Genomic DNA, 25,589 nt, shown 5'->3' on the forward strand with positions numbered 1-25,589 from the left:
AACCCTGCCGACGCCGGGAGAACGACCGATGAAACGCGCCATTGCCCTTATGATTCTTGTTGCGCTCGGCGCGTGCAAGGCGCCCGTTGCGGAGCAACGCAGCGCCGCGCCCGATCCGGGCATCGCGAACGACGCCGCGACCGCTTCCGGGGCGTTGCCAACGCAGGCGCCAAGCCCCATCCCGGACAAGCGGATACCCGTGTCCTTCCAGGGGCGCTGGGGCCTCGTGCCCGCGGATTGCACCACCACCAACGGCGACGAAAAGGGGCTGATGACGGTGACTGCCGACCGTCTCAGCTTCTACGAATCGCGCGCGACCATCACGAAGCTGGTGGCCGTTTCTCCGACCGTGCTGGACGCCACGCTCGCTTTCTCGGGCGAGGGACAGACGTGGGAGGAGAAAACGCCGCTGACGCTGTCGGAGAACGGCACGGTGCTGAGCCGTGTCGCTGACGGACAGACCTTGCGCTACACCCGTTGTGCGGCTTGAGAGGAAAGATGACCAACCAGTTCGACCTCACCGACGACCAGCGCGAAATCCAGGAGCTCGCGCGCCGCTTCACCGCCGACCGGATCACCCCGTTCGCGGCGGAGTGGGACGAGAAGCATCATTATCCCGTCGATGTTTGGAAGGCGGCCGGCGAACTCGGCTTTGGCGCGATCTACGTCGCGGAGGAATCGGGCGGTATCGGGCTGGGCCGGCTGGAAGCGGCCCTCATCATGGAGGCGATGGCCTATGGCTGTCCCGCGACGAGCGCCTTCATCTCGATCCACAATATGGCGACGTGGATGATCGATCGCTTCGGGGATCAGGCGCTCCGGGATCGCTTCCTGCCCGATCTTGTCGGCATGAACAGGATCGCCAGCTATTGCCTGACCGAGCCGGGCTCCGGCTCGGACGCCGCCGCGCTCAAGACAAGCGCGCGGCGCGACGGCGATCATTACGTGCTCAACGGCACGAAGCAGTTCATTTCCGGCGCGGGCTATAACGACATCTATGTCTGCATGGTACGCACCGGCGACGAGAAGTCGAAAGGCATTTCCTGCCTCGTGATCGAGAAGGATACGCCGGGCCTGTCGTTTGGCGCGCCGGAGAAGAAACTCGGGTGGAACGCCTCGCCGACAGCGCAGGTGATCTTCGAGGATTGCCGCGTGCCGGTGGAGAACCGCGTCGGCGCGGAAGGCGACGGTTTTCGTTTTGCGATGGCCGGGCTTGACGGCGGCCGGCTCAACATCGGCGCGTGCTCGCTGGGCGGGGCGCAGCGCTGCCTCGACGAATCGGTGAACTACGCCAAGGAACGCCAGCAGTTCGGCCAGCCGATCGCCGATTTCCAGAATACGCAATTCACGCTCGCGGACATGGCGACCGATCTGGAGGCCGCTCGCGCGCTGCTGTATCTTGCCGCGGCGAAAGTGAACGCCAACGCTCCCGACAAGTCGCGCTTCTCGGCAATGGCCAAGCGGCTGGCGACGGACAGCGGATCGAGCATCGTCGATCGCGCGCTCCAGCTCCACGGCGGCTATGGCTATCTGCGCGATTATCCGATCGAGCGCTTCTGGCGCGATCTTCGCGTGCATTCGATCCTTGAGGGCACCAATCAGGTCATGCGGATGATCGTCGGGCGGGAGTTGACGCGGCAATGACCGGCGATCTCATTGTCGAAACCGACGGCGGCGCAGGGCGTATCCGCCTGAACCGCCCCAAAGCGATCCATGCGCTCAACACCGCGATGTGCCAGGGCGTGCTGGACGCGCTTGAAACCTGGCGTGCCGACGATGCGATCCGCGTCGTCACGATCGATCATGCCGAAGGCAGAGGTTTCTGCGCAGGCGGCGATATTCGGATGCTTGCCGAGAGCGGCGCGAAAGACGGGGCGGAGGCGCGCCACTTCTTCCACACCGAATATCGCATGAACCACCGGCTGTTCACTTACGCGAAGGACACGGTCGCGTTCATGGACGGGATCACGATGGGCGGCGGTGTCGGCATCTCGCAGCCGTGCCGCTATCGCGTCGCGACCGAGAACACGCGGCTCGCCATGCCGGAGACGGGCATCGGGCTGTTCCCCGATGTCGGCGGCGGCTGGTATCTCTCGCGACTGCCGGGACGGATCGGGCAGTATCTGGCGCTGACGGGGCACCGCCTGGATGGCGCGGAATGTTTCGCACTTGGCCTCGCCACCCATTATCTGCCGGCCGATAAGCTGCCGGAGGCAAAGGTGCGGATCGGCGAAGGGACGAAAGCGGCGCTCGATTCGCTCGCCGTGCCAGCGCCTGATGCCGCGATAGTCGCGCGCCGGGGCAAGATCGACCATCTGTTCGCCGCCGACCGGCTGGAGGATATCTTCGCCGCGCTCGCCGCCGACGACAGCGATTTCGCGCGCGAGACGCTGGCGACGCTCAAGACCAAATCGCCGCAGACGATGAAGGTCAGCCTCAAGCTGTTGCTCGACGGCAAGGCGATGCCGACGTTCGAGGACGAGATGCGGCAGGAATATGCGGTCGGCAGCCGCGTCGTGCAGCGCCACGATTTCCTCGAAGGCGTCCGCGCGGTGATCGTCGACAAGGATAATGCGCCGAAATGGAATCCACCCACGCCGGAGGAGGTGAGCGATCATCTGATCGATCAGATTTTCGCGCCACTGCCGGATGGAGAGGCGTGGACGCCGGCCTGAACCGACCCGATCAGTGGAGAGAATGATGCCTGATTACGCCAATATCCTGGTCGAGCAGCGCGACGCCGTCACGCTTGTGACGCTCAATCGGCCGCAATCGCTGAACGCGCTCAATTCAGATGTGCTGGCCGATCTCGCCGCCGCTTTCGGCGCCTATGACAGGGATGACAGCCAGCGTTGCCTGGTCCTCACCGGTGCGGGGGAGAAGGCCTTCGCCGCCGGCGCGGACATCAAGCAGATGGCGGATATGGCGGCGGCCGATTTCTTTCTCCAGGATTTTTTCGCCGGCTGGCAGACAGGCGTGGTCGCCACCCGCAAGCCGTGGATCGCGGCGGTCAACGGTTTTGCGCTGGGCGGCGGATGCGAGCTGGCGATGATGGCCGATTTCATCATCGCCGCCGACACCGCGAAGTTCGGCCAGCCCGAGATCAAGCTTGGCGTCGCGCCCGGCATGGGTGGATCGCAGCGGCTGACGCGCGCGATCGGCAAGGCGAAGTCGATGGAAATGTGCCTCACCGGGCGAATGATGGATGCGGCCGAGGCGGAGCGCTCGGGCCTGGTCGCCCGCGTCGTGCCGCTTGCCGATCTGGTCGCGGACGCGCTGAAGACGGCCGCGACGATCGCGTCCATGCCGCCGATGGCCGCGATGGTGAACAAGGAAATGATCAACATGGCGTTCGAGACCAATCTTGCGCAGGGCATTCTGACGGAGCGCCGCCTGTTCCAGATCCTCACCGCGACAGAGGACAAGGCCGAGGGGATGGCCGCCTTCATCGAGAAACGCGCGGGCGTGTGGAAGGGCCGGTAACCTCCCGCCGATCCGGGCTACGACGACACAAGAGAGGATGTGAAGATGGCGCGCGTTGGTTTCATCGGGCTGGGCAACATGGGCGGCGGGATGGCCGCGAACCTAGCGCAGAAGGGGCACGACGTCCGCGCCTTCGACCTTTCCACCGAGGCGCTGGACAAGGCAAAGGCGGCGGGCTGCCTGCCGGTCGGGTCCGCGCGTGAGGCAGCCGAGGGCGCGGAAGCGGTTATCACGATGCTGCCCGCCGGCCGGCATGTCGAGCAGGTGTACGCCGATAGCGTCCTCGATGTCGCGTCGCCCGTCGCGATCCTGATCGATTGCTCGACGATCGACGTCGCCACCGCCAAGCGCGTCGCCGAAATGGCGGCGGCCAAGGGAGTGACCGCGGTCGATGCGCCGGTATCGGGCGGGATCGCCGCCGCGAACGCCGGTACGCTCACCTTCATGGTCGGCGGATCGAGGGAGGCATTCGATCGCGCCCAGCCCTTCCTCGCCGATATGGGCAAGGCGGTGATTCACGCCGGCGTGGGCGGCGCCGGGCAGGCGGCGAAGATCTGCAACAACATGATCCTCGGCGCGGAAATGATCGCGACATGCGAGGCGTTCGTGCTGGCACGCAAGCTTGGGCTGGCACCACAGGCGTTCTTCGATATCGCCAGTGTCTCGTCGGGGCAGAGCTGGTCGATGACCAGCTATTGCCCGGTTCCCGGCGTGGGCCCCGAAACCCCGGCCGATCGCGATTATCAGGGCGGTTTCGCCGCCGCGCTGATGCTCAAGGATTTGCGGCTGGCGATGGAGGCGGCCGCAAGCGTCGATGCGCAGGTGCCGATGGGAACGCGCGCGCGCGAACTTTACGAAGCCTATGCCGGCGCCGGCAACGGGGAGCGCGATTTCTCCGGCATCATCAGGATGCTGGACGCGGCGCCATGAGCGTCGCGTTCCGCCGCGAGAGCGACGAGGAGCACAAGGAACCGCGCTTCGAGCTGCCGCTCCCGTCCGGTGCCAATATCGTCACGCCGCGCGGACGGGCGCTGATCGACGAGCGGATCGCACGACTGGAGGCCGAGCAGTGCACCGCCGACGAGGCGCGCCGTACGGAGATCGCGCGCGAACTGCGCTACTGGCAAACGCGGCGTGTCACCGCGATCCTGGCGCCATCGCCGCCGGCTGACGAAATTGCGTTCGGCAGCCGCGTGCGCTTCACGCTCAACGGACATACGCGGACGATCGAGATCGTCGGAGACGACGAGGCCGATCCGGCGGCGGGCAAGCTCGCCTTTTCAGCGCCGCTCGCACGCGCGCTTATCGGTGCCGGGGAAGGCGATGTTTTGCCCTTCGCCGGCCAGGCGGAGGCGATCACCATCCTCTCGCTGGAGCCAGCGTTCACACGCTGACGCTGGAGACTTGCCGCGCGCTTCGACCGCGTTACAGCTAGCTGCCGGGCCGCCGGCCCGAATGGGGGAGCAGGGCCAGGATGGCGAATATCGCGGATCAGGAGAGTGCCTGGCACGATCACGACGCGGATCCTTCGGCGGCGGACATCCGGCTCGTCATCTCGGCATCGGCGCTAGGCACCGTGTTCGAATGGTATGATTTCTTCATCTACGGCACGCTCGCGGCATCCGGGATCATCGGCCGCACCTTCTTTCCCGCCGGAAACGAGACGTTGCAGACGCTGCTCGCCTGGGCCGGCTTCGCGGTAGGCTTCGGTTTCCGCCCGATCGGCGCGGTGTTGTTCGGCTATCTCGGTGACCGGCTGGGGCGCAAATATACCTTTCTGGTGACCATCACCCTGATGGGCGTCGCCACCGCCGGCGTCGGCCTCGTCCCATCCTACCAGGATATCGGGATGGCGGCGCCGATCCTCGTGCTGCTGCTCCGTATCGCGCAGGGGCTGGCGCTGGGCGGCGAATATGGCGGTGCGGCCGTGTATGTCGCGGAACATTCCCCACCCGGCAAATCCGGCTTCTACACCAGCTTCATCCAGGCCGGCGTGATCGGCGGCTTCATTCTCAGCATCGCGGCGATCCTGTTCTTCAAGGCGACGCTGGCCGGCGCGTGGGAGAGCTGGGGCTGGCGCGCGCCATTCCTGTTCTCCGTGGTGCTGCTCGCGATTTCCTTGTGGATGCGGCTGAAACTTTCAGAGAGCCCGGTTTTCAAGGCGATGCGCGCTGCGGGAGAGCGGGCGAAGAATCCGCTGGTGGAAAGCTTCACCTATCCCGGCAACCTCAAGCGGATGCTGGTCGCGCTGTTCGGCATCGCTGCCGGGCTGACGGTGATCTGGTACACGGCGATGTTCTCGGTCCTCTCCTTCCTTCAGACGACGATGCGGCTGGACGAGACGATGGCGCAGCTCATCACCGGCGCGGGCGCGCTGATGGGCGTCGGCTGGTTCGTGCTGTTCGGCTGGCTGTCCGATCTCGTCGGGCGCAAGAAGCCGATCGTGATCGGCTACATCATGACGCTGATCCTGCTGTTTCCGATCTTTCAGGTGATGGGCGCTGCGGCCAATCCCGGGCTGGCGCGCGCGGCGGAGCGGGCGCCCGTGGTAGTGTCCGGTCCGCATTGCGCTTATTCCCCCTTCGCCTCGAAGCAGGCGGACGATTGCGCACGGCTTCTGGAATATTTCTCGAAGAAGGGCGTCGCCTATACCCAGCAGAAGACGCCTGTGACCAGCGTTTCCATCGGGGGCGAGCCAGTCGCGGATCATACGCCAGCCGGGCTGGACAAGGCGCTGGCGGATGCCGGATATGACCTGAAGCGGGTGACGCCCGGCGCACGCAACATCGCGCTGATCCTGATCGCGATCCTCGCCATCACCGCGCTTTCCGGGATCACCTACGGCCCGGTCGCGGCACTGCTGTCAGAGATGTTTCCACCCGCGATCCGCTACAGCTCGCTATCGATCCCATATCATCTCGGCACGGGTTATTTCGGCGGATTCCTGCCGTTCATCAGCCAATATATCGTCGCGCGCACCGGCAACCCGTTTGCCGGGCTTTGGTATACCTGGATCATCACATTGATCGCGCTGATCGTCACGGTTCTGTGGCTCAAGGAAGATCGCCACGGCCATATCGTGACCTAGCCGATGATCCACGCCATGGCGCGCGCCCGCTGGCCGGTGGCATTGAACCAATCACCCTGCCGCCCGTCGCTTGATGCCGTTGCGCTCGTCCACAACTGCCGTCTGCTCGATCGGATGAGCGGCGCGGCGTCGTGCGGCGGCTGGCGGACCCGGGGTGCCGTGATTCTTGATCGCGAACCGGGCGGAGGCGCGCGCGCTGGTGGATACCGGCGTGACCGTTTCGGTGTTTCACGGCGTCCGCGCCGGGGATATGGCGCTGGCCGACCGGCCCAACGCCCGGCCTGCGCGCAACACGCCTACGCAGGTGAAGCGCTGGAAACAGGCCGGCGCTGGCCTTTGAGACGTCATGGTGAATACCGGGACGAACGGGCCAGGCGCATCGGCCCCGCCGATGCGGAGACGGTCGATCATCGCTCCACGCACATTGCGATGCCCATGCCCCCGCCGATGCAAAGCGTAGCCAGCCCCCGCTTCGCATCGCGGCGCTGCATTTCGTAGATCAGGGTTGTCAGCACGCGTGCCCCGCTTGCGCCGATCGGATGGCCGATCGCGATCGCGCCGCCATTCACGTTCACCTTTGCGGCATCCCAGCCCAATTCCTTGCCCACCGACAGCGCCTGCGCCGCGAATGCCTCATTCGCCTCGATCAGGTCGAGGTCCGCGAGCGTCCAGCCGGCCTTCTCCAGCGCCCGCTTTGTCGCCGGTACGGGGCCGATTCCCATGATCGATGGATCTACTCCCGCCGACGCCCAGGAGCGGATCGTGGCAAGGATCGGCGCACCGCGTCTCTCCGCTTCGGCGCGGCTCATCACCACCAGCGCCGCCGCACCGTCGTTCAGCCCGCTCGCGTTCGCGGCGGTGACGGTGCCGTCCTTTTTGAACGCCGGCCGCAAGCCTGATACGCTATCGATCGTCACACCGTCACGGATATATTCGTCCGCCTCGACGATCGTGTCGCCTTTGCGGCCCTTGATTGTGACCGGCGCTATTTCCGCAACGAAACGCCCAGCAGCCCTGGCGGCGGCTGCCTTGTTCTGGCTGCCGACCGCAAACTCGTCCTGTGCCTGACGCGTCACCTGATACTCAACCGCGAGGTTTTCTGCCGTCATTCCCATATGATAGCCGTTAAAGACGTCGGTCAGGCCATCCTTTATCATCGTGTCGATCAATTCGATCGCGCCCATCTTCTGTCCAGCGCGCAGCGCCTGCGCGTGGTTCGAGAGCGACATGCTCTCCTGCCCCCCAGCCACTACGATCGTCGCATCGCCCGTCTGGACCGCCTGCGCCGCAAGCGCGACCGCGCGCAAGCCGGAGCCGCACACCTGATTGACTCCCCAGGCCGGCACCTCCTTCGGCACGCCGGCCGCCATCGAAGCCTGACGGGCGGGATTTTGCCCCTGCGCGGCGGTAAGCACCTGGCCCAGGATCACCTCGCTCACCTCGTCGCTTGCCACTCCGGCCTGCGCGAGCGCTGCCTCGATCACCACGCGCCCCAGTTCATGCGCCGGAACCGTGGCAAAGGCCCCGAGGAAGCTGCCGACAGGGGTACGTTTGGCGGCGGTGATGACGACTTCGGTCATGACGGATGCTCCTGAATGATGGTTGCCCGCTACCTACCGACCGCTACGGCGCGAAGCCAGTCCCGCAGCGGGTCCCACAATTGCGCGCGCGCGCCGCTGCCGACGATCATGCCGACATGACCGGCACCGAGATCACGTCGCGACGCCAATCCCGCCGCCGTCGCCGCCGGTACGATCCGGTCGGAAAGCGAAACGAACTCCATTGCCGGGCAATCGAGTCGCCCCGGTCCGACGATGCTGCCACCGACCGACCACCGGTCCTGGCCGGGCAGATCCTGCGCGATCATCCCATCGAACAGTTCGGCCCCGGCTGCGTAGGTCAGCGGCTCCCCCCCGTTGGCCCAATCCTCGAGCGCGACGAACCTGGCTGCACTCGCCTCATCCATCGCCGCAAGCGCTTCGAACTTCGCGATGGTCCGTTGAGGGTCGATCCGCCAGAAGCCGGATTGCAGAACCTCCATCGGCACGAGACCGAGCTGGCGGCAGCCTGGCCCCGCCGTCGCCCATAACTCAGCAATGTCGGCGGCAGCTGAACCGTAGCCTGAGAAGTGCCAAGGCGCGGCGATGGTCGCCAGCCCTGCTATTTTCATCCGGCACGCCACCGCCATCGTCATTGTGCCTCCGAGGCAATAGCCGACTAATAGCGGCGGCGCGGGCAAGCGCGCGAGCAGCGGCTCCAGAATACGCTCGACGTGCGCCGCAATATCAAGCTCGCGGTCGGCGGGATCGGTCACCCCCCAATCGACCAGCCATGCGTGGAACCCCTGCGTCGATATCCACCGCACGATCGAGGTCTCCGCCGTAAGATCGAGCACGACCGGCGAATTGATGAGGGACGGCACGAATACCACTGGCGGCCCTTCACCACCATAATCGCGAAGCCGCGCACGCCGCCTGCGAAAGCGCGCGGGCGCCAGGCGGCGCGGCCTTCCCCGATCCGCGTCCTGGTAGCGGCGCAAACCGGCCAGCGCTGCGGCGGCGCGTTCGGGCGATGCTGCGGTTTCGCTGCGCAACATCTCCAGGAACAACGGCAACGGGCGCGGGCCGTGTTGCAGCGCGGCAGAATGTGCTGTACCGCGATAAATTCTCATTGCGGGAGCTTTCGATGAAGAAGCAGCATTCCGGTGACGGCGCGGTGATTATCAAGAAATACGCGAACCGTCGGCTCTATAATACCGAAAGCTCCTCATACATCACACTCGATCATCTTGCGCAGATGACGCGCGAAGGCCGTGAATTCCGCGTGGTCGATGCCAAGACCGACGAAGACATCACACACAATGTGCTGACGCAGATCATCATGGAGGAAGAAAGCCGGGGGCAGACGATGCTGCCGGTGAATTTCCTTCGCCAGCTGATCTCGATGTATGGCGATTCTATGCAGGCGATGGTGCCCGCCTATCTCGATGCTTCGATGGAGAGTTTCCGCCGCAACCAGGCGCAGTTCAAGTCCGCGGTTGAGGGCGCGTTCGCCAACTCGCCGTTTGCGGAAATGGCCAAGCGCAACATGGCGATGTTCGAGGTCGCGGCCAGCGCTTTCAAGCCGGGCAGCGGCGGCGCCTCCGATTCACCTGCGCCCGTCGCCGGGAGCAAGGACGACGAGATCGCCGCGCTGAAAGCAGAACTCTCGCGTCTGCAGGACAAGGTCGAGAAGCTCGGGCATTGAGCCCGCGGCGAAAGTCGGCGGCCGCTCAGTAGAAATCGGACAGCGTCAGCTTCCGCGCCGAACCATCGCACATGCCAAGCGAAACGATCCGCCCCGCGCGGCCGGCGGACCACGTGGCGAGCGGGCTTTCGGCATAGTCGCGTGCGATCGGCTGGCCATCGATCATGCAGATCAGGTCGCCCTCGCGCCAGCCCGCCGCAGCCGCAGGCCCGCCGCGCATCACATGCAGCACGCGCAGCCGCTCCGGCTCGATCCCGAGAAGCAGACCGCTGGTGGAGCGTAGCGGCGGCTCGTCCGCCCCGGCCTCAGGCGACAGCACCATCCGCCCGGCGGCGGGATCGAGCAGCACGCGGTAATTCTGCAGAAAGCCGGATCCAATCCGCCCCGCCGCGCCGATCGCTTCTGAAAAACCGCCGACGGGCTCGGCGCGCACCTCGACATTGCGCGCGACCAGCTGGCCGACCGCAAGCTGCGGCACGATGCCGATCGTGCTCACTACCGAACCGGCAAGCCCGAAGGAGATGGCGGTCGTAGTGCGGACGCCCGGCAAGCGCGCTTCGCGCCAGCCGCCGGACGTGACCGTGATCGACGAGCCGTCGCCGGTATCCACCACCATCGGTCGCAGCCGCGCCCCGCCCAGCGTCACTTCACCGATATAGACGCGCTTGTCGCGGGAGATGGCCAGCGGCGCCACCGCGCCGCGAAACGGCAACCGGCCCGAGCGCAACAGGCGAAAGCGCCGCGCGCCGTAATCGATGTCGATCGCATAGTCCCCGGTCAGGTCACGGCCGACAAGCAGATCGACCGGCCTTGCGCTGCCCGTCGCTATGGCGGGCAGATCGGCGACGCTAAGGCCGCCGCCGGTTCGCGTCAGGCCGCCAAGCACCAGATCGCGCGTCACGACCCAGCCGATATCAACCGCGCCGCCGATCGCGGTCGCGCTGCCGCCAGCGGAGATCGGCAGCTTCGCCGATTCCGCATAACGACGCGCCAGCACCGAATAGCTCACGCCAGTATCGAGGATCGCGGTCAGCGGCTTGCCGTCGACCGTCATGTCGAAGCGGATCTGGTTGCCCGGCGTCAGATCGAACGACACCCATCGCCCCTCGGCATCCGGCGACAATCGCGAAACGCCGGCGGCGCGCGCGCCGGGAGGCATGGCGGGCAGCGGCGCGAGCGCGGCAGGCGTGCCGGCAGCAAGGATCAGAGAAAGGATCGACGCGATCGCCATCCCACGCCAATGCACGTCCCGCCGATGAAATGCCACCGTCCGTCGCACGGCTGATCGCATTTGCCGCGAGGACCTCGCGCGGCGCCAAATCCCGAAAAGCTTACAGGCAGGCCTCAAGGAAGGGCTGATCGAAACCGAACTGCTTGGCCTTCTCCAGTGTATAGGGCCGCAGCCCCATCGCGCGATATTCGCCCAGGATCTTCCCGTCGGCGGTTTCATCGAGATACTCGAACTTGAACAGTTCCTGCGTCACGATCACCGGGCCTTCCATCCCGATCACCTCGGTGACATTCGTGACGCGACGCGATCCGTCGCGCAGGCGCTTCACCTGAATGATCATGTCCACCGAGTCCGCGATCTGGCGACTGATCGCCTCCTTCGGCACCTTGATGTCGGACATCATCACCATGTTCTCCATACGCGCCAGCGCCTCGCGCGGGCTGTTCGAGTGGAGCGTACACATGGAGCCGTCGTGGCCGGTGTTCATCGCGGCGAGCATGTCGAAACACTCGGAGCCGCGAATTTCGCCCAGGATGATGCGATCCGGGCGCATACGCAGCGCATTCTTCACAAGATCGCGGATCGAAATCTCGCCCTGGCCTTCAAGGTTCGCCGGGCGCGTTTCCAGCGGCAGCCAGTGCGGCTGCTGGAGGCGAAGCTCGGCCGCGTCCTCGATCGTCAGCACGCGCTCGCCAGGATCGATCATCTTGGAAAGCGCGTTGAGCATCGTCGTCTTGCCCGAGCCGGTGCCGCCCGAGATGACGATGTTGAATCGGCACGCACCAGCGATCTTCAGCGCGGTCGCCATCTTCGGGCTCATCGATCCAAAGCCGGCCATCATGTCCAGCGTGATCGGCTTCGCCGAGAATTTACGGATCGAAATAGCGGTGCCACGCAGCGACAGCGGCGGCACGATCACGTTGACACGGCTGCCGTCCTTCAGACGGGCGTCGGCCAGCGGCGTGGTCTGGTCGACGCGGCGGCCGACCGAGTTGCAGATGCGCTGCGCGATCTGGAACAGATGCTCCTCGTCGCGGAACTGGATCTGCGCGAGCTGAAGCTTGCCCTTCTTTTCGACGAACGTCTGATCCGGCCCGTTGACCATGATGTCCGACACGTCGGGATCGGCCAGCAATTCCTCCAGCGGTCCCAGGCCGAGCAGTTCGTCGACCAGCACCTTCTCCAGCGCGAATTGCTCGCGGCGGTTGAGCGTCAGCTTGAGTTCGGCGAGCACTTCGCCAATGATCGGGCGGAATTCCTCGGCAAGCTCGTCCTTGCCCAGCGTCGCGGCAGCCTCGGGATCGACGCGTTCCAGCAGGCGTGGCAGCACCTGCTCCTTGATTTTGTGAATCGACGCCTCGAAGCCGTCGACCTTGCTCGACCCGGCCTCGCCACTGGCATTCTGCCGGTCGGCCAGGCGTTGCATCGCGTCGAGCTGGGAGGCCGGCACGCCCGGCTCGGCGCTGGCCGGCAGCGGCAGGGTCTCGATCGGCGGAAACTGATCGCCACCATCGGAACGCGGCGGCGCGCCCCCGCCCTGCATGGGCCGCGCGACCCCGAAGCCCGGCCGCGTGCCCCCGCTGCCGGCACCATTGCGACGCCCAAACGCGCTCATACCCTGTCCGTCCCAAAAGTCATGGGTCGACGAGGTAAGCAGGAAGAATTTACATTTGCCTAACCACGCCGCGCCCGCTCGCGACCGTCATGTTCGCGCGCCCGAAGAACGCGCTTACGCTCAAGGCCATAAGCATAGCCTCCCTCCCCGCCATCCGCACGTTGCGCCCGATGGCATGGGATGACGACCGCGACCGGATTCGCGCCACAGGCCGTTCCGGCCGCGCGCACCGCGCCCGGGCTGCCCGCGATCGCCGCGAGTTCGGCATAAGAGCGCGTCTCCCCCGCCGGCACGTCGCGCAGCGCCTGCCAGATCGCCTCCTGAAAGGCGGTGCCCCTTACGTCCAGCGGCAGATCGTGGTCGCGATCGGGCGATTCGACCGCCGCCACGACGCGCGCCGCCAACTCGGCCAGCGCCACACCGCCAGGCTCGATCCTCGCGTGTGGAAAGCGGGCCGCCAGCGCCGACGCATCTTCCGCGAAGGACACGCGGCAGAGCCCTTTTTCGGTCGCCGCGATCAGCAACGGGCCAAGGCTCGTGCCCGCGATCGTCCAGCGGATCGTTTCTCCCGCGCCGCCGCGAACCCACGCGCCGGGCGCCATGCCGAGCCGCTTGGCCCCATGCGCATAGAACCGGCTCGGAGCGGAATAGCCTGCTTCGTAGATCGCGGGCGTTACCGAGCTCTCACCGCTCAACGCTTCCGCCACCCGGCGCGCTTTCAACCCCCGAGCATAGGCCGCCGGCGTGATGCCGGTCGCCCGCTTGAAAAGCCGGTGGAAATGATGCGGTGCATAGCCGACGCGCGCCGCAAGATCGTCTAGCGCGATCGCCGCCGCATCGTTTTCCTCGATCGCCGCCACAGCCTCGGCAACGGCGACACGATCGCGCGCCACCGCATCCGGCTTGCAGCGCAGGCAGGCCCGATAGCCCGCCGCCGCCGCCGCCGCGCCATCGCGATAGAAAGACACATTCTGCCGCTTCGGATGCCGCGCCGGGCAACTTGGCCGACAATAGATGCCGGTGGTTGCGACAGCGACGACGAACCGCCCGTCGGCGTTGCGATCGCGCGCGGCAAAGGCTTCCCAGGCGGCGGCCGTGTCGATGGTATCGGTCATGCGCTTGATGTAGGCGCTGCGCGAGGCCACGACATCCCGGTGCTTGCGATCAAAAGCTGGAGAGGGACATGAGCGAACTGGTTCTGGTCGAAATCGCCGATGGCGTCGCGACGATCACATTGAACCGCCCGGAGGCGATGAACGCCCTGTCGATCGCGCTGCGCCGCGCGCTTCATGACGCGGTGCGCCGGGTGGACGACGACGAAGCAGTGCGCGCCGTGGTGCTGACCGGCGCCGGAACGCGCGCCTTTACAGCCGGGCTCGATCTCAAGGAGCTGGGCTCACAGGTGGGGGCGCTGGGCGCGGCGAATGCCACCGACGCCTCGGACAATCCCGTGAAGGCGATCGAAGCCTGTCGCAAACCGGTGATCGGCGCGATCAACGGCGTTGCCATCACTGGCGGGTTCGAGGTGGCGCTGGCCTGCGACATTCTCATCGCCAGCGATAACGCGCGCTTTGCGGACACCCATGCCCGCGTCGGCGTGATGCCCGGCTGGGGGCTCAGCCAGAAACTGTCGCGACTGATCGGGATCGCCCGCGCAAAGGAACTGTCGCTGAGCGGCAACTTCCTCGACGCGGCTACCGCCGAACGCTGGGGACTGGTGAACCGCGTCGTACCCGCTGCCGATCTGCTGGCCGTCGCGCGGCGCCTCGCCGCAGACATCGCCTCTGCCGACGGCGAGTTCATCATCGCTTACAAGCAACTGATCGATGCGGGCCATGCGCTGCCGTTAGGCGAAGCGATCGCACTGGAGCATCGTGTGTCGTCCGCCGCCAATGCACAGGTCACGCCCGAATCGGTGGAGGCTCGCCGCGCGGCGGTGCAGGCACGGGGCCGCGCGCAATAGCCCCGATCACACCGCCGGCACTCATCCGCCGTTTGCGTGGAACAATGCCAGCGTACGCTCCTTCGCCAGATCGGCCGACGGCTCATGATAGTCTTTGCGCCGGTCGGAATTGAAGCCATGCCCTGCCTCGTAGACATACACCTCGGCGCGTGGCCACGCCTTGGCAGCGAGCTTTTCCACGCCCTCCATCGGGATACCGGAATCATGCCGGCCGAAATGCAGGACCACCGGCACCCTGGGCTCCTCTTCCGCCGCGGCTGGAATCAGGCTGCCATAATAAGCGGAAGCCGCCGCCACGCCATGCATCCGCGTCGCCGCGAACCAGGCGATCGAGCCACCGTAGCAATAGCCGACCACAAACACCGGCCCTTGCGCCTTCAGGGCATCGACGCAGCTTTGCACATCGGCGAGTGACTGTTCGAACGGATGCGCCTCGCGCGCCAGCCTGACGCCCTCGGCCAGCCCTTGTGCGTCATAGCCGCCTTCGAATCCCGGATGCTCGCGATCGAAGAGCGCCGGCGCGAGCACTTCATATCCATCGCTGGCATATTCATCCGCAAGATCGCGGATATGGTCGGTAACGCCGAATATCTCCTGCACCAGCACCACCCCGCCGCGCCGCTCTCCGACGGCGGGAACGCGATACACCGCGATATCGGCACCATCGCTCATCGACATCGCCATGAATTCACCCATCGTGATCCGCTCCTGCTTTTTGCTTTGTGCAACGAGTTATGACGCAAGGATTGCATAGCCGCGACCCCTTTGCTACGCGCCCCACAACCCAAGCGAGGTGCCGTTCGTGCGCCATTCGTTCGCTCGGGGCCAACCCGTGTCGACGAGGAAAGCGAATCGCGTGGATAGTTCCAGCGGTAATCTAGGTGGCAGCATCCAGGCGAGTCTGGGCGGACGTTACGCGACCGCGCTGTTCGAACTGGCGAAGGACGCCAAGGCGATCGACGCTGTCGAGGCGAGCGTCGCCAAGGTGCGCGCGGCTCTTGAGCAGTCGGATGATTTCAAGGCGCTGACGACCTCCCCGGTCGTCGCGCGTGAAGCGGCGACCAAGGCGGTGCTCGCCACTGCCGCGGAACTGGGCGTCGATCCCACCACCGCCAACTTCCTTGGCGTGCTGGCGCACAATCGCCGGCTGGCCGAGCTGCCGTCGATCCTCCGCGCCTTTCGCGCGCTCGTCGCGAGCCATCGCGGCGAGACGACGGCGGAAGTGACCAGCGCCCATCCGCTTTCCGACGATCAGGTGGCGGCGCTCAGGCAGCAGCTGCGCCAGCGCATCGGCCGCGAAGTATCGGTCGATCTCGCGGTCGAGCCCGCATTGCTTGGCGGGCTTGTCGTCCGCATCGGTTCACAGATGATCGATTCGTCGATCCGCACCCGTTTGAATGCGCTCGCCAGCGCGATGAAAGGCTGACGTAATGGATATCCGCGCCGCAGAAATCTCGAAGGTCATCAAGGACCAGATCGCCAATTTCGGCACCGAGGCACAGGTCAGCGAGACCGGCCAGGTGCTGAGCGTCGGTGATGGCATCGCGCGCATCTATGGCCTGGATAATGTCCAGGCGGGCGAGATGGTCGAATTCGCCAATGGCGTGCAGGGCATGGCGCTCAACCTTGAGGCCGACAATGTCGGCGTCGTGATCTTCGGCACCGATTCGGAGATCAAGGAAGGCGATATCGTCAAGCGCACCGGCACGATCGTTGACGTGCCCGTCGGCAAGGGTCTGCTCGGCCGCGTGGTCGATGGTCTTGGCAATCCGATCGACGGCAAGGGCCCGATCGAATCGACGGAGCGCCGCCGTGTCGAGGTCAAGGCGCCCGGCATCATCCCGCGCAAGTCGGTCAATGAGCCGGTGCAGACCGGTCTGAAGGCGATCGACGCGCTCGTGCCCGTCGGGCGTGGCCAGCGCGAGCTCATCATCGGCGATCGCCAGACCGGCAAGACCGCCGTCGCGATCGACACCTTCATCAACCAGAAGGGCCCGAACAAGAGCGACGACGAAGCGAAGAAGCTCTACTGCATCTATGTCGCGATCGGGCAGAAGCGCTCGACCGTCGCGCAGATCGTCCGCCAGCTCGAAGAAAATGGCGCGATGGAATATTCGATCGTGGTCGCCGCGACCGCGTCGGAGCCGGCGCCGCTGCAGTTCCTCGCGCCCTATACCGGCTGCGCGATGGGCGAGTATTTCCGCGACAACGGCATGCATGCCGTGATCGTGTATGACGATCTTTCGAAGCAGGCGGTGGCCTATCGCCAGATGTCGCTGCTGCTGCGTCGTCCGCCGGGTCGCGAAGCCTATCCGGGCGACGTCTTCTATCTCCACTCGCGCCTGCTGGAGCGCGCGGCGAAGATGAACGACGCGAACGGCAACGGCTCGCTTACCGCGCTGCCCATCATCGAAACGCAGGCTGGCGACGTGTCGGCGTACATCCCGACCAACGTGATCTCGATCACCGACGGCCAGATCTTCCTCGAAACCGATCTGTTCTTCGCGGGCATTCGCCCGGCGATCAACGTCGGCCTGTCGGTCAGTCGCGTCGGCTCGGCCGCGCAGACCAAGGCGATGAAGAAGGTATCGGGCTCGATCAAGCTGGAGCTGGCGCAGTATCGCGAGATGGCCGCATTCGCGCAGTTCGGCTCGGATCTCGATGCCTCGACGCAGCGCCTGCTGAACCGCGGCGCGCGCCTGACCGAACTGCTCAAGCAGCCACAGTTCAGCCCGCTGCCGTTCGAAGAGCAGACCGTGTCGATCTTCGCTGGCACCAACGGCTATCTTGACAACGTCGCGGTGCAGGATGTCGTTCGGTACGAGGCGGCGATGCTCGCGCACATGCGTGACGCGCATGCCGGCGTGCTGGCTGAAATTCGCGACAGTCGCGATCTCGGTGACGGCCCGAAGGCGAAAGTCAAGGAAGCGCTCGACGCATTCGCCAAGACGTTCGCTTGAAACTGATTGCCTTGGCTCCCGCTGCGGCGGGGGCGGATGAAGGAAGAAGATGGCTAGTCTGAAGGCCCTCAAGATCCGCATCGGCTCGGTGAAGTCGACGCAGAAGATCACCAAGGCGATGAAGATGGTCGCCGCCGCGAAGCTGCGCCGTGCGCAGGAAGCCGCCGTACAGGGCCGCCCGTATGCCGAGCGGCTGGGCGCGGTGATGGCGTCGCTCGCCAGCAAGGTGACGGTAAGCGAATCGTCACCGAAGCTCCTCGCCGGCACGGGCAGGGATCAGGTTCACCTGCTGGTGGTCGCGACATCCGAGCGCGGCCTGGCCGGTGCATTCAACACCAATATCGTCCGCGCCGCGCGCCGCAAGGCAGTCGAGCTGGAGGCCGCCGGCAAGACGGTGCGCTTCTATATCGCCGGCAAGAAAGGCCGCGTGCTTCGGCGCTTCTACCCGAACGGCATCGCCGCGGATCATGAGATGGGCGCGATCAAGACCGTCGCTTTCGACGACGCGCGGGTGATCGCCGATGATCTGATCCGCCGTTTCGAGGCGGGTGAATTCGACGTCGCGCACCTGTTCTTTGCCAAGTTTCAGTCTGCGCTGGTGCAGGAACCGACCGGCATCCCGATCATTCCCGTCCCGGTGCCCGCCAGCATCGAAAGCGCCAATGATGGCGGTGCGGCCGTAACCTATGAGCCGGACGAGGAATCGATCCTCGCCGATCTGCTGCCGCGCAACGTGGCGGTGCAGATCTTCCGCGCGCTGCTGGAAAATGCCGCATCGGAACAGGGCAGCCGCATGACCGCGATGGACAATGCGACCCGCAATGCCGGCGATATGATCAAACGGCTCAGCATCCAGTATAACCGCGCCCGCCAGGCCGCGATCACGACCGAACTGGTGGAAATCATCTCCGGCGCGGAAGCGCTCTAAGCATCGACAAGCAGGAAGCAGAACATGGCTACCGTCCTCGAAAACCGCCCTGCAACGGGCACCAATAGCGTCGGCCGCATCAGCCAGGTGATTGGCGCCGTCGTCGACGTGCATTTCGACAATAACCTGCCCGCGATCCTGTCGGCGCTGGAAACCAGCAACAACGGGCAGCGGCTGGTGCTCGAAGTTGCGCAGCATTTGGGCGAGAATACCGTCCGCACGATCGCGATGGACTCCACCGAGGGTCTGACGCGCGGCCAGACCGTGACCGATACCGGTGCACAGATCACCGTGCCGGTCGGCCCGGCGACGCTCGGTCGCATCCTCAACGTGATCGGCGAGCCGATCGACGAGCGCGGCCCGGTCAATTCCGCGCATCACGCGCCGATCCACGCGGAAGCACCGCTGTTCGTCGATCAGTCGACCGAAAGCTCGATCCTCGTCACCGGCATCAAGGTGATCGATCTGCTCGCGCCTTACGCAAAGGGCGGCAAGATCGGTCTGTTCGGCGGCGCGGGCGTCGGCAAGACGGTGCTCATCCAGGAACTCATCAACAACATCGCCAAGGGCCATGGCGGCACCTCGGTGTTCGCGGGCGTCGGCGAGCGCACCCGCGAGGGCAACGATCTGTATCATGAGTTCCTCGATGCAGGCGTCATCGCCAAGGATGCCGACGGCAATCCGACGAGCGAGGGCTCGAAGGTCGCGCTGGTGTTCGGCCAGATGAACGAGCCGCCGGGCGCGCGTGCGCGTGTCGCACTTTCGGGCCTCACGATCGCGGAATACTTCCGCGATGTCGAAGGACAGGACGTGCTGTTCTTCGTCGATAATATCTTCCGCTTCACCCAGGCGGGTGCTGAAGTGTCGGCGCTGCTCGGCCGTATCCCGTCGGCTGTGGGCTATCAGCCGACGCTGTCGACCGACATGGGGGCGCTGCAGGAGCGCATCACCTCCACCAACAAGGGCTCGATCACCTCGGTGCAGGCGGTGTACGTGCCGGCCGATGACATGACCGACCCGGCGCCGGCCACGTCGTTCGCCCATCTTGACGCGACGACCGTGCTCAACCGCGCGATCTCCGAGCTTGGCATCTATCCGGCGGTCGATCCGCTCGATTCGTCCTCGCGCGTGCTGGAACCGCGCGTTGTCGGCCAGGAGCATTACGAAACCGCCCGCGCAGTGCAGGCGACGCTGCAGAAGTACAAGTCGCTGCAGGACATCATCGCCATCCTCGGCATGGACGAGCTTTCCGAAGAGGATAAGCTCACGGTCAGCCGGGCGCGCAAGATCCAGAAGTTCCTCAGCCAGCCGTTCCACGTCGCCGAGGTATTCACCAACATCCCGGGCAAGTTCGTGCAGCTTGAGGATACCGTCCGCTCGTTCAAGGCGGTGGTGAGCGGCGAGTATGACCACCTGCCGGAGAACGCCTTCTACATGGTTGGCGGGATCGACGAGGTCGTCGCCAAGGCCGAGAAGCTGGCGCAGGAGGCGTAAGCCACCCGGGCCTGCCCACCCCCTCCCCGCGCGGGGAGGGGTTAAGGAAGACAAGATGCTGCACTTCGAACTGGTTACCCCCGAGCGGCTGGTCCGCTCCGAGGATGTCTATATGGTCACCGTGCCCGGCTCCGAAGGTGACTTCGCGGTGCTTGAGGGGCATGCGCCGCTGATGTCCACGATCCGCGACGGCGAGCTGTTGCTGCAGCGGTCCGCCGGCAGCGCTCCCGAGGCAATCGCTATCCGTGGCGGCTTCGCGGAGGTTAACGCCAAAGGCCTGACGGTGCTGGCGGAGCATGCTGACTGAGTTTGACGACAGTCGCACGGCATATGCTGTTCTGGCGATGGATCCGCATCTGACAGGACAAATTCTCTAGCGCAGATACAGATAGTCGACCGACGTGCGGCTCTCGAGTTTAGCTCGCACGCATCAAACGATCTTGTCGGGCGAAATCAATTTCCCCGTCGTTCATGAAAAGTCTAGCAAACTGCCCCCGCGTGCCTTTGCCTGTGTCGGACAGAACCCAGCCAAGATCGATCGAGCCAGTGCCTATCAGGCGCGATCTTGGCAATGCAGCGGGCGGGGGCAGCGATAGTAATGCTGGGAAATCGGTCAAGCCCAGATGTGCTTTCACATTCGGCGAAAAAAATTCGCGGAAATCGACTGTAAATCGATGCCCGGCTGATCCGCGCTACTGGGCAACAGGGTTGCTTGGACAAGATATGCTACATCCAGCAATACCAATGCGCGTCGCAACCCGCGGGCAGTCCTAATTTCTTTCCACCTGCTGGATATCGGATTCATCACCGTTATCTTGCTGACGTAAAGTTCGTTGGCAATGCTGGGAAATGCGACATCTATGAGGCGAGCAGCGACGACCGGTGGCATCACGTCATATGTCACAAGATCGTCAGAGAATTCCGGCCGGCGAAAACAGGCGACATTCCCTTCGACCAGGAAATTGATCGTTTTCTCTTCGTTCACCCGGTGTTCTGCTCACGGTAACGATCCGGGCGTCTTTTAGCGTGAAAACGCCCTCATCGGGCGCCAAGCGGATGACGAAACGCGTGTTTAAAGAAAGCTGTACGGATCCACGTCCACCACGACTCTGACCTTCGCTGGCCATTCCAGCCCACCAAGCCATTCCCGTATCACGTCCTGCACGTCCAGCGTTCGCTTCGCGTGTACGAGCAGGCGATAGCGATGCCGCCCGCGTAGCATCGCCAGCGGTGCTGGCGCGGGGCCATAGACATGAATCCCCTCCACCGCGGGCGCGGCGCGTTCGATGAGGCGGGCGATCTCGTGCGCGGCTTGTTGATCCTCGCTCGACACAACGATCGCGGCATACCGCCCGAACGGAGGCGCCCCGGCCTCTCGCCGCGCTTCAGTTTCGGCGGCGTAGAAAGCGTCAGCATCCCCCGTCACCAGCGCCTGCATCACCTGTGCCTTCGGGCTATGCGTCTGGATATAGACGTGACCGGGCTTCTCCCCCCGCCCGGCACGCCCGGAAACTTGCCGAATCTGCTGAAAGGTGCGCTCCGCCGCGCGCAGATCGCCGCCTTCAAGCCCGAGATCGGCGTCCACCACGCCCACCAATGTCAGATTAGGAAAGTGATAACCCTTCGTCACAAGCTGGGTGCCGACGACGATATCGATATCCCCCGCCTCCATGCGGTTGACGAACTCGGCCGCCTTGGCGGGAGACCACATCGTGTCGGACGTGACGACCGCCACTCGCGCGCCGGGAAACAGCCCTGTCACCTCATCGGCGATCCGCTCCACACCGGGCCCGCAGGCGACGAGCGTATCCTCCTCCTTGCACTCCGGGCAAACCCGCGGCACCGGCTCGACATGCCCGCAATGATGGCAGGCGAGCCGCCGCGTCAGCCGGTGCTCGACCATCCAGGCCGTGCAATTTGGGCATTGGAAGCGATGCCCGCAGGTGCGGCACAACGTGAGCGGGGCATAGCCGCGCCGGTTCAGGAACAGCAGAGACTGCTCGCCGCGCCCAAGCGCTTCCTCGAGCGCTTTCACCAACGGCGGGGCGAGCCAGCGTCCGCGATCAGGCTTGTGTTCGATTAGGTCGAGAGCCTCGATCGTCGGCAGTTCGGCTGCGCCATAGCGTCCGGGAAGCTTCAGCTCCGCATAGTTGCCTAGCGCGACCTGTTGTCGCGTCTCGATCGCAGGCGTGGCAGAAGCAAGGATTACCGGGCACCGCTCGAACTTGCCGCGCATCACCGCCACATCGCGAGCGTGATAATGAACGCCGTCCTCCTGCTTGAAGCTCGTCTCATGCGCCTCGTCCACCACGATCAGCCCGAGATTGGCATAGGGCAGGAACAGCGCGGAACGCGCGCCCACCGTCACGGATGCGTGGCCGGACACGATCGCGCGCCACGCGCGCCGCCGTTGCGAGGAGCGCAAACCGGAATGCCACGCCACCGGCTCGCAACCGAAGCGATCGTGGAAGCGTTTCAGGAATGGTTCGGTCAGCGCGATTTCGGGCAGCAACACAAGGCATTGCCGCCCGGCCCGTATCGCCTCCGCCACCGCCTCGAAATAGACCTCGGTCTTGCCCGAACCGGTCACGCCATCGAGCAGCGTGGGGCGGAAATCGTGCGCACGAACGTCCGCGATCAGCGCATCCGCCGCGACCTGTTGCTCGGCGGCCAAGGCGGGGGGCGCGTGATCCGGATCAGGTGAAGCGTAAGGGCTGTCGATATCGACCTCCACCCCCTCGATCGCACCGGTCTTCACCAGCCCCCGGATCACGCCATCGGATACATCCGCGATCGTCGCCAGCTCGCGGATCAAGCCCTGCCGGTCGCCGATCCGTTCCAATGCCTGTGCCCGCTGCGGTGTAAGGCGATCCGGCACATCCCCGGTCGCGCGATATTCGACCACGAGCTTTTGCCCCTCCAGCGCAGCGGTGGAAGCAAGCGCCATGCGGGCTACGGCGGCGGGGGGGAGAGGTAATAGCCCGCGGTCCATTCGATCAGCCGGCGCAGCGGCGCGCGCAGCGGCGGAGCATCGGCCACCGCGATCAGATTGCGCAGCCGGTTGTCCCCCACCTCCGCATCGGACGGCATCCGCTCAGGCTCCCACACCACGCCAAGGAGCTGGCGCGGCCCCAGTGGCGCGACGACGATCGAGCCCGGCTCGACCGCCATCCCCTGCGGAACGCGATAATCGAGCGGGCCGAGCGCGGCATTGAGCACCAGGACGCGGGCACGGGATGACATGGCCGCCATATGGCGTGGCGACGCCGCAGGTGCAAAGGCCGCCGCTGGACCAGAACGCCGATCGGCCCTAACCCACGCGCGATGACCGCGCTCGTTCCCGATTATGGCGCACACCTGCGGCGCGACCGCCGCCGCTCGGCCCACACGGTGCGCGCCTATGAGGCGACCGCCAACCGGCTGCTCGCGTTTCTCGCGCAACATTGGGGCGGCCCGGTCGATCGCACCGCGCTCGCACGGGTGAGCGCGGCGGACCTGCGCGCGTATCTCGCACAGCGCCGCGCCGACGGGCTGTCGAACACCTCGACCGCACGGGAGCTTTCCGCGGTGCGCGGTTTCCTTGACTGGGCGAATGGCGAGGGTGCGGCCCCGCGCCTCAAGGGACCGCGCGTCAAGCGCGGGGTGCCGCGCCCCATCTCGCCCGACGAGGCGGTGTCGCTGGCCGAGGAAGTGGCGGAGGACGCGCGGCACGAATGGGTCGGCGCGCGCGACTGGGCGGTGCTGCTGCTGCTCTACGGCGCCGGGCTACGCATCGGCGAGGCGGTGGGGCTGACCGGCGCGGCGATCCCGCTGGGGGAGACCATCGCCGTCACCGGCAAGCGCGAGAAGACGCGGATCGTGCCGCTGCTGCCGCAGGTGCGCGCGGCGATCGACGCCTATGTCGCGCAATGCCCGTGGCCACTCGCGCGCGATCTGCCGCTGTTCCGGGGTGTGCGGGGCGGCGCGCTTTCCCCCGGGGTCGTGCGGGTCGGCGTGCGCGTCGCGCGGCGGCGGCTGGGCCTATCCGAGCGGACCACCCCGCACGCGCTGCGCCACAGCTTCGCGACGCATCTGCTGGGCCGCGGCGCGGACCTGCGCGCGCTACAAGAACTGCTGGGGCATGCGAGCCTGAGTTCGACGCAGATTTATACGGCGGTGGACGCGGCGCATCTGCTCGAAGTCTACCGCAACGCGCATCCGCGCGGGTAGCCGCTTCGCCTAAAGCGCGCTTGCGTGCGCGAGCCTGCGCTCCACCGCGTCCCAGATCAGGCCGGCGACATCGGTGCCGTCGAACCGCTCGATCGCCACGATCCCGGTGGGCGAGGTGACGTTGATCTCGGTCAGCCACTCGCCGCCGATCACGTCGATGCCGACGAAGATCAGCCCGCGCTTCTTGAGTTCCGGGCCAAGCGCGGCGCAGATTTCGCGCTCCCTGGCGGTCAGCTCGGTTTTCTGCGCCGATCCGCCGACGGCGAGATTGCTGCGGAACTCCCCCTCGCCCGGCAGCCGGTTGATCGCGCCCGCGACCTCGCCATCGACCAGCACGATGCGCTTGTCGCCCTTCGCCACGTCGGGGAGGAACGCCTGGATCATGTGGGGTTCGCGCCACGCCGTGTTGAAAACTTCCATCAGCGCCGACAGATTCTCCCCTTCCGGCCCGACGCGGAAGATCGCCTTGCCGCCGTTGCCGTGCAGCGGCTTCACCACGATCGCGCCATGCCGCTTCAGGAAGGCACGCGCCTCATCCAGCGAGCGCGTGACGAGCGTCGGCGGCATGAACCGGGCATAATCGAGCACGAACACTTTCTCGGGCGCGTTGCGCACGCTCACCGGATCATTGACCACCAGCGTGCGGTCCGCGATCCGCTCCAGCAGGTGGGTGGCGGTGATATAGCCCAGATCGAACGGAGGATCCTGCCGCATCAGCACGACATCGGCGTCATCGCCCAGATCGAGCCGCACGGGATCGCCGAACCGGTAATGATCGCCCACGACGCGCTGCACCGTCACCGGGCGCGCCTTGGTCCACAGATGCCCGTCGGACCAGTTGAGATCGCTCGCGGCGTAATGAAACAGGCGATGCCCGCGCGCCTGCGCCGACAGCATCAGCGCGAAGCTCGAATCGCCGGCGATGTTGATCGATTCCAGCGGGTCCATCTGGACGGCGACGGTGAGGGTCATGCGGTCATCCCAATGTGGTGCGAGCGGATTTAGGGGGCGGCGCCGAAGAAGTCACCCGATCCAGGCGTTTTCGATATGCCGGGGCCGCTCGCCGGGCGCGAGCAGGATCACGTCGACACGGATATCCTCGCCCCCGGTGGCATAGACGGGCATCAGCAGCTCGGCTGCCGCCGCGACGCGGGCGAGCCTGCGCTGATCGATCGCGAAATCGAGATCGGCGGCGGTGCGGCGCGTCTTCACCTCGACGAAGGCGACGAGGCCCGCGCGCTTCGCCACCAGATCCACCTCGCCCGCCGGCGTGCGCACCCGCTGCGCCACCACCCGCCAGCCCTTGAGCCGAAGCCACCATGCCGCCAGCCGCTCCCCGCGCCGCCCGGCGGCCTCGGCCATGCGGCGGTCA

Annotated in this window: 25 protein-coding genes and 1 pseudogene; 16 read left to right on the forward strand and 10 right to left on the reverse strand. The window is 65.7% G+C overall.

All coding sequences use genetic code 11. The features are described 5' to 3' along the window. The first annotated feature begins 28 nt into the window (after positions 1–28). From ACM61V_RS03210 to ACM61V_RS03245, 8 genes are all read left to right on the forward strand, one after another. Positions 29–490, forward strand: a complete 462-nt coding sequence (locus tag ACM61V_RS03210; protein ID WP_137787016.1) for a hypothetical protein — start codon at positions 29–31, stop codon at positions 488–490. 8 nt (positions 491–498) lie between these two features. Next, on the forward strand, positions 499–1,644 hold the full coding sequence (locus tag ACM61V_RS03215) for an acyl-CoA dehydrogenase family protein (protein ID WP_137787015.1): 1,146 nt from the start codon (positions 499–501) through the stop codon (positions 1,642–1,644). Further along, positions 1,641–2,675: an enoyl-CoA hydratase/isomerase family protein gene (locus ACM61V_RS03220; RefSeq protein WP_137787014.1), complete on the forward strand. Its 1,035-nt coding sequence runs from the start codon at positions 1,641–1,643 to the stop codon at positions 2,673–2,675. Before ACM61V_RS03215 ends, ACM61V_RS03220 begins: the two co-directional genes overlap by 4 nt. A 25-nt stretch (positions 2,676–2,700) precedes the next feature. After that, complete coding sequence (locus ACM61V_RS03225) at positions 2,701–3,483, forward strand: enoyl-CoA hydratase-related protein (RefSeq protein WP_137787013.1); 783 nt, start codon at positions 2,701–2,703, stop codon at positions 3,481–3,483. Between the two features lie 45 nt (positions 3,484–3,528). Further along, complete coding sequence (mmsB, locus tag ACM61V_RS03230) at positions 3,529–4,413, forward strand: 3-hydroxyisobutyrate dehydrogenase (RefSeq protein ID WP_137787012.1); 885 nt, start codon at positions 3,529–3,531, stop codon at positions 4,411–4,413. Beyond that, positions 4,410–4,877 carry a GreA/GreB family elongation factor gene (locus ACM61V_RS03235; RefSeq protein WP_137787011.1) on the forward strand — a complete coding sequence of 156 codons (468 nt, stop codon included), beginning with the start codon at positions 4,410–4,412 and terminating at the stop codon, positions 4,875–4,877. Before mmsB ends, ACM61V_RS03235 begins: the two co-directional genes overlap by 4 nt. 80 nt (positions 4,878–4,957) lie before the next feature. After that, on the forward strand, positions 4,958–6,571 hold the full coding sequence (locus ACM61V_RS03240; RefSeq protein ID WP_137787010.1) for an MFS transporter: 1,614 nt from the start codon (positions 4,958–4,960) through the stop codon (positions 6,569–6,571). 166 nt (positions 6,572–6,737) lie between these two features. Continuing rightward, positions 6,738–6,911 carry a hypothetical protein gene (locus ACM61V_RS03245; RefSeq protein WP_419713802.1) on the forward strand — a complete coding sequence of 58 codons (174 nt, stop codon included), beginning with the start codon at positions 6,738–6,740 and terminating at the stop codon, positions 6,909–6,911. 67 nt (positions 6,912–6,978) lie between these two features. Here ACM61V_RS03245 and ACM61V_RS03250 read toward each other — a convergent pair whose 3' ends face one another. Next, positions 6,979–8,151, reverse strand: a complete 1,173-nt coding sequence (locus tag ACM61V_RS03250; protein WP_137787008.1) for an acetyl-CoA C-acetyltransferase — start codon at positions 8,149–8,151, stop codon at positions 6,979–6,981. Between the two features lie 29 nt (positions 8,152–8,180). Beyond that, positions 8,181–9,242, reverse strand: coding sequence for an alpha/beta fold hydrolase (locus ACM61V_RS03255; protein WP_249341561.1), 1,062 nt, complete (start codon positions 9,240–9,242; stop codon positions 8,181–8,183). A 14-nt stretch (positions 9,243–9,256) separates the two neighbouring features. Between ACM61V_RS03255 and phaR the strand changes: the two genes are divergently transcribed. Then, positions 9,257–9,817 carry a polyhydroxyalkanoate synthesis repressor PhaR gene (phaR, locus tag ACM61V_RS03260; RefSeq protein ID WP_137787007.1) on the forward strand — a complete coding sequence of 187 codons (561 nt, stop codon included), beginning with the start codon at positions 9,257–9,259 and terminating at the stop codon, positions 9,815–9,817. A 25-nt stretch (positions 9,818–9,842) separates the two neighbouring features. Here phaR and ACM61V_RS03265 read toward each other — a convergent pair whose 3' ends face one another. The 3 genes from ACM61V_RS03265 to ada form a co-directional block, all read right to left on the reverse strand. After that, positions 9,843–11,048 (reverse strand): aspartyl protease family protein, encoded by a 1,206-nt coding sequence (locus ACM61V_RS03265; RefSeq protein WP_137787006.1) that lies wholly within the window; start codon positions 11,046–11,048, stop codon positions 9,843–9,845. A 100-nt stretch (positions 11,049–11,148) separates the two neighbouring features. Next, positions 11,149–12,663 carry a CpaF family protein gene (locus ACM61V_RS03270; RefSeq protein WP_419713803.1) on the reverse strand — a complete coding sequence of 505 codons (1,515 nt, stop codon included), beginning with the start codon at positions 12,661–12,663 and terminating at the stop codon, positions 11,149–11,151. Positions 12,664–12,722: 59 nt separating this feature from the next. Further along, positions 12,723–13,778, reverse strand: a complete 1,056-nt coding sequence (gene ada, locus ACM61V_RS03275; protein WP_137787004.1) for a bifunctional DNA-binding transcriptional regulator/O6-methylguanine-DNA methyltransferase Ada — start codon at positions 13,776–13,778, stop codon at positions 12,723–12,725. A gap of 68 nt (positions 13,779–13,846) precedes the next feature. Here ada and ACM61V_RS03280 point away from each other — a divergent pair, with 68 nt between their 5' ends. After that, positions 13,847–14,626, forward strand: coding sequence for an enoyl-CoA hydratase (locus ACM61V_RS03280; protein ID WP_137787003.1), 780 nt, complete (start codon positions 13,847–13,849; stop codon positions 14,624–14,626). A 21-nt stretch (positions 14,627–14,647) separates the two neighbouring features. Here the strand turns inward: ACM61V_RS03280 and ACM61V_RS03285 are convergent, their stop codons facing one another. Further along, positions 14,648–15,322 (reverse strand): dienelactone hydrolase family protein, encoded by a 675-nt coding sequence (locus ACM61V_RS03285; RefSeq protein ID WP_137787002.1) that lies wholly within the window; start codon positions 15,320–15,322, stop codon positions 14,648–14,650. Positions 15,323–15,482: 160 nt separating this feature from the next. On the opposite strand from ACM61V_RS03285, the gene ACM61V_RS03290 reads away from it, so the two are divergent. From ACM61V_RS03290 to ACM61V_RS03310, 5 genes are read left to right on the forward strand one after another with little or no spacing between them, the layout of a single operon-like run. Continuing rightward, the gene (locus tag ACM61V_RS03290; protein ID WP_137787001.1) at positions 15,483–16,052 is read left to right on the forward strand and encodes a F0F1 ATP synthase subunit delta; all 570 of its coding nucleotides are present in this window, start codon (positions 15,483–15,485) and stop codon (positions 16,050–16,052) included. Between the two features lie 4 nt (positions 16,053–16,056). Beyond that, positions 16,057–17,586: a F0F1 ATP synthase subunit alpha gene (gene atpA, locus ACM61V_RS03295; protein WP_137787000.1), complete on the forward strand. Its 1,530-nt coding sequence runs from the start codon at positions 16,057–16,059 to the stop codon at positions 17,584–17,586. Between the two features lie 49 nt (positions 17,587–17,635). Further along, positions 17,636–18,514, forward strand: coding sequence for a F0F1 ATP synthase subunit gamma (locus ACM61V_RS03300; RefSeq protein WP_137786999.1), 879 nt, complete (start codon positions 17,636–17,638; stop codon positions 18,512–18,514). 24 nt (positions 18,515–18,538) lie between these two features. Continuing rightward, the gene (gene atpD / locus ACM61V_RS03305; RefSeq protein ID WP_137786998.1) at positions 18,539–20,008 is read left to right on the forward strand and encodes a F0F1 ATP synthase subunit beta; all 1,470 of its coding nucleotides are present in this window, start codon (positions 18,539–18,541) and stop codon (positions 20,006–20,008) included. 55 nt (positions 20,009–20,063) lie between these two features. Then, positions 20,064–20,315, forward strand: a complete 252-nt coding sequence (locus tag ACM61V_RS03310) for an ATP synthase F1 subunit epsilon (protein WP_137786997.1) — start codon at positions 20,064–20,066, stop codon at positions 20,313–20,315. A gap of 324 nt (positions 20,316–20,639) precedes the next feature. Here the strand turns inward: ACM61V_RS03310 and cas5 are convergent, their stop codons facing one another. Together cas5 and ACM61V_RS03320 are read right to left on the reverse strand one after the other, a co-directional pair. Then, positions 20,640–20,993, reverse strand: coding sequence for a CRISPR-associated protein Cas5 (cas5, locus tag ACM61V_RS03315; protein WP_137786996.1), 354 nt, complete (start codon positions 20,991–20,993; stop codon positions 20,640–20,642). An 87-nt stretch (positions 20,994–21,080) separates the two neighbouring features. Beyond that, positions 21,081–23,251: pseudogene (locus ACM61V_RS03320) on the reverse strand (primosomal protein N'). A gap of 81 nt (positions 23,252–23,332) precedes the next feature. Here ACM61V_RS03320 and ACM61V_RS03325 point away from each other — a divergent pair. Further along, positions 23,333–24,217: a tyrosine recombinase XerC gene (locus ACM61V_RS03325; protein ID WP_137786994.1), complete on the forward strand. Its 885-nt coding sequence runs from the start codon at positions 23,333–23,335 to the stop codon at positions 24,215–24,217. Positions 24,218–24,226: 9 nt separating this feature from the next. Here ACM61V_RS03325 and gshB read toward each other — a convergent pair whose 3' ends face one another. Together gshB and ACM61V_RS03335 are read right to left on the reverse strand one after the other, a co-directional pair. Next, positions 24,227–25,189: a glutathione synthase gene (gene gshB, locus ACM61V_RS03330; RefSeq protein WP_137786993.1), complete on the reverse strand. Its 963-nt coding sequence runs from the start codon at positions 25,187–25,189 to the stop codon at positions 24,227–24,229. Between the two features lie 51 nt (positions 25,190–25,240). After that, a complete protein-coding gene (locus tag ACM61V_RS03335) occupies positions 25,241–25,579 on the reverse strand; it encodes a YraN family protein (RefSeq protein ID WP_171007593.1) in 339 nt (112 codons plus the stop codon). Positions 25,580–25,589: the final 10 nt, after the last annotated feature.

Source organism: Sphingomonas sp. TX0543, assembly GCF_048565505.1.
In the GTDB taxonomy this organism is placed as follows: domain Bacteria; phylum Pseudomonadota; class Alphaproteobacteria; order Sphingomonadales; family Sphingomonadaceae; genus Sphingomonas.

What these genes read in the sequence shown, in the direction of transcription:
- ACM61V_RS03210 (WP_137787016.1), top strand. Translation starts at nt 29, where the DNA reads ATGAAACGCGCCATTGCCCTTATGATTCTTGTTGCGCTCGGCGCGTGC.
- ACM61V_RS03215 (WP_137787015.1), top strand. Translation starts at nt 499, where the DNA reads ATGACCAACCAGTTCGACCTCACCGACGACCAGCGCGAAATCCAGGAG.
- ACM61V_RS03220 (WP_137787014.1), top strand. Translation starts at nt 1,641, where the DNA reads ATGACCGGCGATCTCATTGTCGAAACCGACGGCGGCGCAGGGCGTATC.
- ACM61V_RS03225 (WP_137787013.1), top strand. Translation starts at nt 2,701, where the DNA reads ATGCCTGATTACGCCAATATCCTGGTCGAGCAGCGCGACGCCGTCACG.
- mmsB (WP_137787012.1), top strand. Translation starts at nt 3,529, where the DNA reads ATGGCGCGCGTTGGTTTCATCGGGCTGGGCAACATGGGCGGCGGGATG.
- ACM61V_RS03235 (WP_137787011.1), top strand. Translation starts at nt 4,410, where the DNA reads ATGAGCGTCGCGTTCCGCCGCGAGAGCGACGAGGAGCACAAGGAACCG.
- ACM61V_RS03240 (WP_137787010.1), top strand. Translation starts at nt 4,958, where the DNA reads ATGGCGAATATCGCGGATCAGGAGAGTGCCTGGCACGATCACGACGCG.
- ACM61V_RS03250 (WP_137787008.1), bottom strand. Translation starts at nt 8,151, where the DNA reads ATGACCGAAGTCGTCATCACCGCCGCCAAACGTACCCCTGTCGGCAGC.
- ACM61V_RS03255 (WP_249341561.1), bottom strand. Translation starts at nt 9,242, where the DNA reads ATGAGAATTTATCGCGGTACAGCACATTCTGCCGCGCTGCAACACGGC.
- phaR (WP_137787007.1), top strand. Translation starts at nt 9,257, where the DNA reads ATGAAGAAGCAGCATTCCGGTGACGGCGCGGTGATTATCAAGAAATAC.
- ACM61V_RS03265 (WP_137787006.1), bottom strand. Translation starts at nt 11,048, where the DNA reads ATGGCGATCGCGTCGATCCTTTCTCTGATCCTTGCTGCCGGCACGCCT.
- ACM61V_RS03270 (WP_419713803.1), bottom strand. Translation starts at nt 12,663, where the DNA reads ATGAGCGCGTTTGGGCGTCGCAATGGTGCCGGCAGCGGGGGCACGCGG.
- ada (WP_137787004.1), bottom strand. Translation starts at nt 13,778, where the DNA reads ATGACCGATACCATCGACACGGCCGCCGCCTGGGAAGCCTTTGCCGCG.
- ACM61V_RS03280 (WP_137787003.1), top strand. Translation starts at nt 13,847, where the DNA reads ATGAGCGAACTGGTTCTGGTCGAAATCGCCGATGGCGTCGCGACGATC.
- ACM61V_RS03285 (WP_137787002.1), bottom strand. Translation starts at nt 15,322, where the DNA reads ATGGGTGAATTCATGGCGATGTCGATGAGCGATGGTGCCGATATCGCG.
- atpA (WP_137787000.1), top strand. Translation starts at nt 16,057, where the DNA reads ATGGATATCCGCGCCGCAGAAATCTCGAAGGTCATCAAGGACCAGATC.
- ACM61V_RS03300 (WP_137786999.1), top strand. Translation starts at nt 17,636, where the DNA reads ATGGCTAGTCTGAAGGCCCTCAAGATCCGCATCGGCTCGGTGAAGTCG.
- atpD (WP_137786998.1), top strand. Translation starts at nt 18,539, where the DNA reads ATGGCTACCGTCCTCGAAAACCGCCCTGCAACGGGCACCAATAGCGTC.
- ACM61V_RS03310 (WP_137786997.1), top strand. Translation starts at nt 20,064, where the DNA reads ATGCTGCACTTCGAACTGGTTACCCCCGAGCGGCTGGTCCGCTCCGAG.
- ACM61V_RS03325 (WP_137786994.1), top strand. Translation starts at nt 23,333, where the DNA reads ATGACCGCGCTCGTTCCCGATTATGGCGCACACCTGCGGCGCGACCGC.
- gshB (WP_137786993.1), bottom strand. Translation starts at nt 25,189, where the DNA reads ATGACCCTCACCGTCGCCGTCCAGATGGACCCGCTGGAATCGATCAAC.
- ACM61V_RS03335 (WP_171007593.1), bottom strand. Translation starts at nt 25,579, where the DNA reads ATGGCCGAGGCCGCCGGGCGGCGCGGGGAGCGGCTGGCGGCATGGTGG.